Origin of the sequence: Cytobacillus sp. Hm23, assembly GCF_051842895.1 — a bacterium.
Taxonomy (GTDB): Bacteria; Bacillota; Bacilli; order Bacillales; family SM2101; genus Nanhaiella.
The window spans coordinates 25,417-33,307 of sequence record NZ_JBPXRQ010000044.1 but is presented as its reverse complement, the minus strand read 5'-3'; the positions used below and the strand labels follow the sequence as shown (position 1 = coordinate 33,307).

11 protein-coding genes are annotated in these 7,891 nt (G+C 31.0%); 9 read left to right on the top strand and 2 right to left on the bottom strand.

Translation table 11 applies throughout. From position 1 onward, the window contains the following. Nucleotides 1–475: 475 nt before the first annotated feature. The 4 genes from ACSVDA_RS20610 to ACSVDA_RS20595 are packed head-to-tail and all read left to right on the top strand — an operon-like array spanning nucleotide 476 to nucleotide 2,667. Nucleotides 476–712 (top strand): helix-turn-helix transcriptional regulator, encoded by a 237-nt coding sequence (locus ACSVDA_RS20610; protein ID WP_485885709.1) that lies wholly within the window; start codon nucleotides 476–478, stop codon nucleotides 710–712. Then, a complete protein-coding gene (locus ACSVDA_RS20605; protein WP_485885707.1) occupies nucleotides 696–1,043 on the top strand; it encodes a DUF2178 domain-containing protein in 348 nt (115 codons plus the stop codon). Before ACSVDA_RS20610 ends, ACSVDA_RS20605 begins: the two co-directional genes overlap by 17 nt. Before the next feature lie 45 nt (nucleotides 1,044–1,088). Next, a complete protein-coding gene (locus ACSVDA_RS20600) occupies nucleotides 1,089–1,958 on the top strand; it encodes an ABC transporter ATP-binding protein (protein ID WP_485885705.1) in 870 nt (289 codons plus the stop codon). Continuing rightward, nucleotides 1,942–2,667 (top strand): ABC transporter permease, encoded by a 726-nt coding sequence (locus ACSVDA_RS20595; RefSeq protein ID WP_485885703.1) that lies wholly within the window; start codon nucleotides 1,942–1,944, stop codon nucleotides 2,665–2,667. Before ACSVDA_RS20600 ends, ACSVDA_RS20595 begins: the two co-directional genes overlap by 17 nt. A 525-nt stretch (nucleotides 2,668–3,192) precedes the next feature. Here the strand turns inward: ACSVDA_RS20595 and ACSVDA_RS20590 are convergent. Then, on the bottom strand, nucleotides 3,193–3,771 hold the full coding sequence (locus tag ACSVDA_RS20590; protein ID WP_485885701.1) for a hypothetical protein: 579 nt from the start codon (nucleotides 3,769–3,771) through the stop codon (nucleotides 3,193–3,195). Then, complete coding sequence (locus ACSVDA_RS20585; RefSeq protein ID WP_485885699.1) at nucleotides 3,755–4,288, bottom strand: RNA polymerase sigma factor; 534 nt, start codon at nucleotides 4,286–4,288, stop codon at nucleotides 3,755–3,757. Before ACSVDA_RS20585 ends, ACSVDA_RS20590 begins: the two co-directional genes overlap by 17 nt. 348 nt (nucleotides 4,289–4,636) lie before the next feature. Between ACSVDA_RS20585 and ACSVDA_RS20580 the strand changes: the two genes are divergently transcribed. The 5 genes from ACSVDA_RS20580 to ACSVDA_RS20560 all read left to right on the top strand — a co-directional run bounded on the left by ACSVDA_RS20580 (nucleotide 4,637) and on the right by ACSVDA_RS20560 (nucleotide 7,891). Beyond that, nucleotides 4,637–4,831: a hypothetical protein gene (locus ACSVDA_RS20580; protein ID WP_485885697.1), complete on the top strand. Its 195-nt coding sequence runs from the start codon at nucleotides 4,637–4,639 to the stop codon at nucleotides 4,829–4,831. 164 nt (nucleotides 4,832–4,995) lie between these two features. Then, on the top strand, nucleotides 4,996–5,190 hold the full coding sequence (locus ACSVDA_RS20575) for a hypothetical protein (RefSeq protein ID WP_485885697.1): 195 nt from the start codon (nucleotides 4,996–4,998) through the stop codon (nucleotides 5,188–5,190). Between the two features lie 150 nt (nucleotides 5,191–5,340). Next, nucleotides 5,341–5,535: a hypothetical protein gene (locus tag ACSVDA_RS20570; RefSeq protein WP_485885695.1), complete on the top strand. Its 195-nt coding sequence runs from the start codon at nucleotides 5,341–5,343 to the stop codon at nucleotides 5,533–5,535. A 120-nt stretch (nucleotides 5,536–5,655) separates the two neighbouring features. Further along, nucleotides 5,656–6,132 (top strand): hypothetical protein, encoded by a 477-nt coding sequence (locus tag ACSVDA_RS20565; protein WP_485885693.1) that lies wholly within the window; start codon nucleotides 5,656–5,658, stop codon nucleotides 6,130–6,132. Beyond that, nucleotides 6,125–7,891 carry an ATP-binding cassette domain-containing protein gene (locus tag ACSVDA_RS20560; RefSeq protein ID WP_485885691.1) on the top strand — a complete coding sequence of 589 codons (1,767 nt, stop codon included), beginning with the start codon at nucleotides 6,125–6,127 and terminating at the stop codon, nucleotides 7,889–7,891. Before ACSVDA_RS20565 ends, ACSVDA_RS20560 begins: the two co-directional genes overlap by 8 nt.

Sequence of the window (7,891 nt, the reverse complement as noted above, 5' to 3'; positions counted from 1 at the left end):
TTATTTTATCAGAAGTGGTCCTTATTTTAATTCAAAAATAAACAAAGCCGGTGAAATTTTACTCGTCGTAAAATTTCACCGGCTTTTTCATATCAGAGTTGGGTTTTGTCCCAGCCTCTATTGGTAGTTATCTATATAGTTGCCATCGTCGAAAATTTCTCGGGCTTCAATAGGAGTCCACTCTTTAGTGTATATAACTGGAGGAATTTTCTTGACCCTTAGGAAAAAGCTGATTTAACCAAATTATTGTTAGGCTGTGAATATTATCACCCGACTGGACCATTGAATATCAAAAATTCACTAGATTGATATGTGAACCTGACGAAACATGAAATTCGTCAGGTTTTTTATGCATTTTGACTCTTGTTATATTAAAGTAATCTAATAAAATATAAAAATATATAATAATTTTGTATAATTTTACTTTACTTTTATAAAAAATATAGTTTATAATTTCATTCAAGAGGTGATGGCAATGAAGAAAGATTTTGGTGATTCGATATCAAATAAGGTTTATGAATATCGTGTGCTTGCTAGAATGTCTCAGCAAGAATTAGCAGACAAAGTCGGGGTTTCCAAACAAACAATCTTTGTAATGGAAAAAGGCAATTATGTTCCCACTCTGCTGTTAGCCTTTCGAATAGCCGAATTTTTTAATGTTGATGTAAACGAAATTTTTACTTATGTGAAAGGAAATGATCAAAATGCTTAATTATATCACTAACGCAATATTTTCCCCTTTAAAGTCCTGGGCTGAGCAATCTCAAGGAAACTTTCAAATTCTCCTTGGAGTTGGTTTTTTACTGCTCATGAGTAGTATGGTCATTATTTTTGTATTTCGTAAGAAGATTGGGAAAGACGACGAACGGACAAATAGAATCTATATGAAAAGCAGTTACTGTATACTGATGATAATTGTTCTATGTGACTTGATTTTTCCTAAAGAGTATATGTGGAACATTTTTTTCTTGTACAAATATGGGCTGGCATTTCTAGCTGGTGGAATTTACTTAGCAATACAATATAAAAAGGATTTTTTATAAGGAAAGGTAGAGAGCAGGGCTCAGCCTTGGATGGAGGATTAGACAATGCTGGTAAATATGCTAACTAAGCGATATGGAAGTTCAAAAGTTCTAAAAGATCTTTCTTTAGATTTCAACCAAGGAGAAATCGTTGGTTTGATTGGCAGAAACGGTGCTGGGAAAAGTACCCTGATGAAGATTTTAGCTCAAACTATTCAAACCTATGACGGATCAGTTGCAGACAATCATCACGTAGGGTACTTGATTGAGGAACCAAAGCTATACAGTAATAAGACGGGATTATTCCACTTAACTTATTTTTCAGGAATTTATGGAAACACCTTCAAACTCAATGAATACGAAGGGCTCTTACGGAATTTGCAATTATTCGATGTGTTGAATAAAAAGGTGAAGGAATATTCTTTAGGAATGCGGCAGAAGTTAGGCATCGTTATTAGCCTACTAAATTATCCAAGCTACATAATATTAGATGAACCTACTAACGGCATGGATGTAGAAACGTCTTTTGAGGTTTTGCAGGAATTGAGAAGAATGACTAATGAACGAAATGTCGGTATTTTGATTTCTAGCCATAAACTAGAGGATATTGAAGCTATTTGCGATCGAGTTTTATTTTTAGAAAATGGCGTGATTGCTGGTGAACAGCACTTTAACAAAAATAAGCAACGAACTATCACGCTAGTCTTTGATAATTCGGTTGATTTAGCTACATTCGCTTCGAAACAACAGTTTGGAAGCGTAATCCATTCAGGTGACAAAGATATTCGGATTGAAACAGCTGTGGAAAACACTGAGGTTTTCGAAATGGTGAATCGACTAGGTGTCAAACTAATTGATTTTACTGCGGAGAAGAAAACCCTGCGTAATGTCTATATGAACAAATTCAGAGGTGAATATCATGACATTCAGTATTAACAAATATGTGGTTTACAACCTGAAAGAGCTGCTTAAAAATGGTTATCTATTTGTTGGTTTGTTGGGTGCTTGTGTACCCGCATTGCTTGTGACTTACTTTATCCTAAACGAGACCACACCCTTTAACATCAAATATGTTTCAAATTTTTATGGTATGCTCGGTATGCTCGCGGCAGTCTTAATGCCGCTTTATTTTATCAATAGAGACTACTCGACTAAAACGATTTCTCTGATCAATAATTCAGTGCAAAATAGGAGAAACTATGTTTTTGCTAATGGTATCATCGCTCTTTCGGTAAGTTTACTTTATACAGTGATAGGTATTGTACTACTTCTAGTTACGAAAACACTGGGTATTCCTGGTGAATTAAAGCTCTCTTTCTTGGCTGGATTCTCTGTGAATGTCTTTCTCTTGGTAATGACATATTTCTTATTTGGGTACCTTCTATTCTTATATGGTGTTCGTAGTGGTGCGGTTTACGGTATCTTAACAGCCATGTTGTTGTTTATCCACAATGCCTTGTATAAAATCAAAGGGATCATTCATAGCGAGTTTTTTTTAGAGTTAATTGAGAATTTTCCCGGCTATTTCTATCCAGCCATGGTCGGATCAAATCCGCTCTCTCCACTACAATATGCTATTGGATCGCTTACACTATTTGTTTTGTTTGTGCTTGTCCTTAAAAAGAGCGAAAAAATCGAAGTATAGGAATTGTTTTAGCTAATACGATAAAACTGTAACATCAAGATATATAAGAAAAGAGTTCCAAAAGGAACTTTCGAAATACTTCAGGGAAACTTATTTTTAGAACTTTAGTTATGGTTTTAACTACAAGAGGAGCTACTATCACATAATAAAAAAATATATTGAAGAACAAGGTGAATGAAGACCTTAGCGACTAAACACTATTAAATCATATAGATTTTAAGGGGAATGTGTCGCTAATTTTTTTGTTCGAAAAACAACTCGAAAACAGCCTTCTAAAAAGATGTTTTTCACATTAATTGTTGCTTTTCGGAAACTAAATATAATGCTAGCGTTCAAGGCATGTTTTTTTCTCTATAGACTATAACAATCATAACAACCATATCAGTTATTCAGTTACTAAAGCTTATGTGAAAAACCAACAAAGTTTATGTAAAGATCCTTTCCATAAGAAAAAATCATATTGTTTATCCAACAATAATGATTTATTTTGATTTCATCATATAATATGTATTCGAAAATCTTTGCTTAAAAATTTCTGACTCTTAAATGATATTTGTCTCCGATATTACCTGCAGGAGTATATACCTTGATTTTATATTTGCCAGATCCATATTGGTTTAAATCTACTGAATATAATCTCTCCTGTGTACCAGCAGATGTAGATTCTCCCACCAGACTTCCATCTGGAGCATAGACTTTATATTTATAATTGTAACTATCATGAAGATTGTTTAACCAAAAATTACATTCTGATCCTTTATTAAGATCTAATTCTACGTAATGTATGTTAAAGTTCCCGTTTAATATACCCTGAACATCAAGGTCAGCTACTGCGATGTTATTTTCAGTGTTTGCAGCAGTACTTAGTACTGGTTTGTCTTCTTCTAATAATATAGGAGCTAACAGAATAGTAACGATGCATACTGAACTAACCACTCCTAGGAATGGAATTAAGAAAAGTGTGAATTTTTTACTTCTATTTTTCTTATGTATGTTATTCTCTAACTTTTGTCTAAGTTCTAATTGTTTTTGGGGGTTCCAATGTATGTGGTCATCTAGTTTTCTTACATGGTTAAATGGATATTCCTTAGGACGATTGTTCATAAATATACCCTCCTTTCTCTAATTCTTTATGAAGAAGTTTCATAGCTCTAGATAAAGTAGTTGTAACTTTACTTTCAGACCACCCTAAAACTTCACTAGTTTCTTTAATTGATAGTTCTTCTATTTTCCTCAGGATAATAATTTCACGATATGTTGGTTTAAGTTTGCTAATAACATCATACAATTCTTTAACGCTTTCATTGATAATTATTACTTTATCTAACGAGGGACTACTTTCTTTCTTTTGCAGGGTTGGAACAATATGGTCCAAAACACTAAATCTTTTTCTTCTAATATGATCCATTGTTAAGTTATGAGCAATTTGAAATAACCAAGTTTCCACTTTTTCCTTATCCTTCAGCTGATCATATGAGTTATTAACCTTTATAAATGTATCCTGTGTTAAATCTTCAGCTGTATGGTAGTCCTTAGTAAGCACAAAAATAAATTTCAAAATACGACTACTATAAACGTCGTATAGATGTAGCACATCATTCTTGATATTCTCTTGTTTCATTCTCGTCCCCCCTAACAGTTGATTATAGAAAACCTTAACACAAATACTGTAGAGGTTAATTTTGGATATATAAGGATCTAATGGATTATAGATAGAAAAAACTCCATTTTGCTTAATAATTCGCTAAAAAGAATAAATATATTTATAGTTACTCGCGATATTTTATTTTTCTTCTTTTTTTAAAAAAGTGTGACAAATAACATGTACATTCGTCTTACATATGTATTAAAAAAATTAGGAGGAAAAATTATGAACGTATTTACTTACAGCTCCGCATAAAGAAGAACATAAAAGCAACAAAAAAAGATTAATGTTGATTTGGAAAATTATATTTGGAGGTTTTATAAAATGTCATGTCCGAGTGGGTCTTATTCTAAGAAAATAGTACGTGGAGAAACTGGTTGTACTTCACAAAATAAATGTGGATTTCTATGGCAAGATGATACATCATACACACAAATCTACGAGAAGTGTTATGACAATAAAACAGATGAGTTTGTTGGAGATTATTACAAAGAAACAGATTACGGTTCATGTTGTTAGTAATAAGTATTAATGATCAGGAAAATAATTAAAGATTAGTAATAGTATTAATGTTAAATTTCTAACCTCCTAAAGTTCATTTTATAAAAAAACGTCTGATAAAGACGTAAAGAATGACAACGAGGAGATAAGGGATTATAAAAAATATTTGGAGGTTATATAAAATGTCATGTCCGAGTGGATCTTATTCCAAGAAAATAGTACGTGGAGAAACTGGTTGTACCTCACAAAATAAATGTGGATTTCTGTGGCAAGATGATACATCATATACACAAATTTATGAGAAATGCTATGACAATAAAACGGATGAGTTTGTTGGAGATTATTACAAAGAAACTGATTATGGTTCATGCTGTTAGTAATAAGAATTAATGATCAGGAAAATTAGTATTAATATTAAATTTCTAATCTCCTAAAATTCATTTTATAGAAAAAGCGTCTGATAGAGACGTATGTAATTGACAACGAGGAGAGCAGGGGTTATAAAAAATATTTGGAGGTTATATAAAATGTCATGTCCGAGTGGGTCTTATTCTAAGAAAATAGTACGTGGAGAAACTGGTTGTACTTCACAAAATAAATGTGGATTTCTATGGCAATATGATACATCATATACACAAATCTACGAGAAGTGTTACGACAATAAAACAGATGAGTTTGTTGGAGATTATTATAAAGAAACTGATTACGGTACTTGTTGTTAGTAAAAGAAAAATTAATATTTATTAAACGTTTTAATTCTAAAAAAGAGATCGAATGAATTTTCGATCTCTTCAGAAAATTATGCATAAAGAAAGGGCGTACCGACAAAGAGGAGTTATATTATGAATAATATTATAAAGAAGTTACCTCACCGGAGGTTTTTAAAAAATAAATTAAATAATTTTAAAACAGGTTATTATCTACCCGAAAAATTAGTTTTAAATAATAAAAATGAGATTAGTATTGATAAGTTTTTTTCAAAGAATCAGTTCAATGTTTTTTTTATCATGAGTTCTTCATGTAGTGCTTGTAACTTAGAAGAGTTAGAAGTTTTTCTATCTGAATATCCATATTTTCATTATGTATTGTTTTACGAATCAAATGAAAAAAATTATCTTGAACTTAAACAACGATTTGATTCAATAAAGGTTTTTAGATGTGAAGCGTTAAAATTACAACAACAATTAGAATTTGATTTATTTCCATGTACTATAGGTACAAATAAACTAGGTCAAGTAGTTGCCTGTGGTTTATTTAATGACAGCACACAAATTAAGAGGGTATTAAAACCTTTGCTAAAAGTGACAAGCAATGAGTAATCGTTTCTTTGTTTATCATATTGTTTCAGAAATATGGAAGTTTAAGAAAATTCATTTGATTATTAGTATTTTTTTAATAGCTATATTTGCAATACAAGCTAATGCCAATATACTGTTATCAAAATATATCATCAACTCAATCGGGGATAAAAAACTAAAAATGACTATACTTTTAATTGTTTTGACATTGGTTTTTGAACTAGTCGTATTTGTGTTAAAATCCCTTAAACAACTTTACGATAAAAAAACACAAGAGGAATATAACATATATACAAGTAGGAATCTAATTGAAACCATTTCTCAATTTCCTGTGTTAGAAAAAGAAAATCCAGAATTTATGAGGAAGTATCAGTTATGGAGACAATATTCTCCGAAGTATTTAGAAACAACTGGCTATTATATAGTAATTGTACAGATGATTCTTACTTCTTTTATGTCAATTGTATATTTAATGCAATCACTTTGGTATTTAGGATTATTGGCACTATTAATATCATGTGTTAAAGGTTGGCTAGATTTTAAAATGATACCTAAACGTATCAAAGCAAATAATAGTGCCAGTAACTTATCTCATAAAGAACAATACATATTTTCAATGCTCAGTAACAGTGCATTTCAAAAAGAATTAACTATTCTCAAGTTGTTCAAATATCTAAATAAAAAGAGTTTAGATATTAAAAAAAATGTATTGAAATTAAGGCAGAATATTGAAATAGAAGACTTCAAGGTTAATATATTTGGCAAGATTCTTTTAACAGCTTCTTCGATGACTATACTTATTGTTATTTCTTCAATGGTAATAACAAATAAATTAACTATGGGAGACTATATATCCATTCCACTTGCATTTACTATTGTTGTTTCAAGTGTAGAGAACATCTTTTTAACAACTAACAGAGTACTTGAAAATCATAAATGCATCAAACAATATAAGAATGAAGTGAATGAATATAAGAAATTTCAACCAAAAGGAACAACTGAATTCAATTTTACGAGTTTAATTACTATAAGAGACTTAACCTTTAGATATGTTAATGGAGTGAATCCCGCATTAAATAAAATTAATATGACCATTCGTAAAGGTGAAAAAATTGTAATTTTAGGTGATAATGGCTCTGGAAAGTCTACTTTGGTTAAGTTAATACTAGGTTTATATCAAGCTCCCATGCGTAGTATATCGTATGATGGTATCTATCAGGAAGAGTTAGACTTAGAAACACTGTGGTCAAAAAGCAGTGTCGTTTTTCAAGATTTCATAAGATATATGTTGACCTTAAGAGAAAATGTTGCGTTTGGTAATATCGATAATATAGCATCTGAAGACAAAATTATAGAAACCCTAAATTTAGTTGGATTTGAAACACGCAAATTTAAAAATGGACTCTCTTCAGAATTAGGATTTATGGATGATGATTCTGTCAACTTATCAGGTGGGCAATGGCAAAGAATTGCTTTAGCCAGAGCACTCTTCGGTGAAAGTGAACTATTAGTTTTTGATGAACCCACATCAGCATTAGATCCGTTATCAGAATTAGAATTTTTTGATTATTTGCTATCAAAGATACAAGATAAAACACTACTAATTATTTCACATAGGATTAGTATAGCAAGTAAAGCTGACAAAATTATAATGATGAAAGACGGAGAAATTAAAGAGTTCGGTACGCATGAAGATTTAATTAAATCAAAAGGGCATTATTATAAAATGTGGAAAAAACAAAGGGAATGGTACACAAAACGTGAAAGGGAGATGGCATAA

What these genes read in the sequence shown, in the direction of transcription:
- ACSVDA_RS20610 (WP_485885709.1), top strand. Translation starts at nt 476, where the DNA reads ATGAAGAAAGATTTTGGTGATTCGATATCAAATAAGGTTTATGAATAT.
- ACSVDA_RS20605 (WP_485885707.1), top strand. Translation starts at nt 696, where the DNA reads ATGATCAAAATGCTTAATTATATCACTAACGCAATATTTTCCCCTTTA.
- ACSVDA_RS20600 (WP_485885705.1), top strand. Translation starts at nt 1,089, where the DNA reads ATGCTGGTAAATATGCTAACTAAGCGATATGGAAGTTCAAAAGTTCTA.
- ACSVDA_RS20595 (WP_485885703.1), top strand. Translation starts at nt 1,942, where the DNA reads ATGACATTCAGTATTAACAAATATGTGGTTTACAACCTGAAAGAGCTG.
- ACSVDA_RS20590 (WP_485885701.1), bottom strand. Translation starts at nt 3,771, where the DNA reads ATGAACAATCGTCCTAAGGAATATCCATTTAACCATGTAAGAAAACTA.
- ACSVDA_RS20585 (WP_485885699.1), bottom strand. Translation starts at nt 4,288, where the DNA reads ATGAAACAAGAGAATATCAAGAATGATGTGCTACATCTATACGACGTT.
- ACSVDA_RS20580 (WP_485885697.1), top strand. Translation starts at nt 4,637, where the DNA reads ATGTCATGTCCGAGTGGGTCTTATTCTAAGAAAATAGTACGTGGAGAA.
- ACSVDA_RS20575 (WP_485885697.1), top strand. Translation starts at nt 4,996, where the DNA reads ATGTCATGTCCGAGTGGATCTTATTCCAAGAAAATAGTACGTGGAGAA.
- ACSVDA_RS20570 (WP_485885695.1), top strand. Translation starts at nt 5,341, where the DNA reads ATGTCATGTCCGAGTGGGTCTTATTCTAAGAAAATAGTACGTGGAGAA.
- ACSVDA_RS20565 (WP_485885693.1), top strand. Translation starts at nt 5,656, where the DNA reads ATGAATAATATTATAAAGAAGTTACCTCACCGGAGGTTTTTAAAAAAT.
- ACSVDA_RS20560 (WP_485885691.1), top strand. Translation starts at nt 6,125, where the DNA reads ATGAGTAATCGTTTCTTTGTTTATCATATTGTTTCAGAAATATGGAAG.